General features: G+C 37.5%; 2 protein-coding genes. Both read left to right on the top strand.

What is annotated here, in order from left to right; genetic code table 11:
- Positions 1 to 214 (top strand): hypothetical protein (locus POREN0001_RS09480; RefSeq protein WP_211205621.1); only part of this gene is annotated, 214 nt, incomplete at its 5' end.
- Positions 215 to 372: 158 nt separating this feature from the next.
- The gene (locus POREN0001_RS07400; RefSeq protein ID WP_004334652.1) at positions 373 to 1,269 is read left to right on the top strand and encodes an NYN domain-containing protein; all 897 of its coding nucleotides are present in this window, start codon (positions 373 to 375) and stop codon (positions 1,267 to 1,269) included.
- Positions 1,270 to 1,666 lie beyond the last annotated feature (397 nt).

The raw sequence follows: 1,666 nt of genomic DNA, 5'->3' as shown, positions 1-1,666 counted from the left end.
CCTCAAAGACTTTTCAAATATGTCTCCAAATATACTTTACATTCCTATACATCTCCTAGAAAACCTCATATTAAACTATACTCACTCGGCAATATGTTCCCAAAGGGATCTTCTTTTTCCAAAATATCAAAACTCGAAACCAAAAGAATGCAAGATCCTGCAAACAATAGACCAAGAAAGAGCAGCCCCTCCAATCTCTCTTCGATACTCTTAATGAACATTTGCAACACTATTGTAATTGATGCAGGAACAATAAGTCAGAAATAAGCTCCTATCGAATTATTTTGTATCTTCGTGGGTACTTAATCTTGATGAGCAAGCATTTATTTGAGACATTCAAAGTAAACATAACAAATAAAATTCTCAACTACTATGGAAAAGGGGAATAACTTAACTCGCATCGGTGTTTTTTATGATGGGAACTATTTCCTTCATGTCAGTAATTATTACAACTATTCTCACGAACGGAAGAATAGACTGAGTATTGCAGGACTACATCACTTTATAAAGAATCAAGTGGCACAACAAGAAAGCACAGATGAGAGATTATGTCAGATTGTTGATGCTCATTACTTCCGTGGAAGATTAACAGCTAATGAGGCAAAAGCAACAGGGCAAACTCTCTACTATGATAGACTGTTTGATGACATTCTCAGTTCAGAGGGTGTTACAACACATTATCTACCACTCAGAAGCAAACAAGGAGGAGGGAAACAAGAAAAAGGAATTGATGTATGGCTAGCTCTTGAAGCATTTGAACAGGCTTTCTATAAACGCTTTAATGTCTTAGTCCTTATAGCTTGTGATGGGGATTATGTTCCGTTAATAAGAAAGCTAAATGCACTAGGAACACGAGTAATGGTATTAAGTTGGGATTTTGAGTATACCAATGATAATGGGAAATCAATGACAACACGGACATCTCAAGAATTACTTGAGGAAGTTACCTATCCCATAGCAATGCATGAAATTATTGATAATCGTGTACGGAAGAATGAGCCACTAATAAATGGTCTTTTTGTGCCAAAGAATGAAGGATTTTCTCCACGACCACGCCTGTTACAAGAAGCGACCAATTCAAGTGAGATTGTTAGTCTTAAAGGAGGGTATGGCTTTATTAAATACCCTCCAAATAACCTTTTCTTTTGCTACAAAGATGTCGTTGACATTGACTTTAATGACCTAAAAGTAAACGACAAGGTGTCATTCACGACAGAAAAAGGAGCTGACGGTACAGATGTAGCCAAAAATGTCAAGTTATTAGAATAGATACTTCTCTTACTATCATCTTAGGGAGAATCGCCTTACACTTTCTATGAGGTGATTTCTTCTTTCATGTAAATTATTAGCATCCAATAACCTAGAAGTTAAAATAAGAAAGGCTCCTTGTACACCATAGGGGGAAGAAAAATAATGCGGAATAATCCATCCGAAGGATAATCGGGACCATTGTCATAAGGATACGCATAGAAGAGAAACTTTCCACAATGATCGATGCACCTAATCCGCCCCTCTCAATCAGCTACAAATCCGATTTGGGGGTAGTGCAGGGCACCCGCATCAAAATAGGGTTGTCTTCGTAGTATGACTGTACAAGATTACTTTTCTAAGGTGGAAGATCCGCGTGTTGTGGGTCGTTGCAAACATAAGTTAAGCGATATTCTAG

The sequence above is a fragment of the Porphyromonas endodontalis ATCC 35406 genome (assembly GCF_000174815.1).
GTDB classification, from domain to species: domain Bacteria; phylum Bacteroidota; class Bacteroidia; order Bacteroidales; family Porphyromonadaceae; genus Porphyromonas; species Porphyromonas endodontalis.
This window is presented reverse-complemented; position numbering and strand designations above follow the sequence as displayed.

Excerpts from the sequence above, each read along its gene's own strand:
- POREN0001_RS07400 (WP_004334652.1), top strand. The coding sequence starts at position 373 with ATGGAAAAGGGGAATAACTTAACTCGCATCGGTGTTTTTTATGATGGG.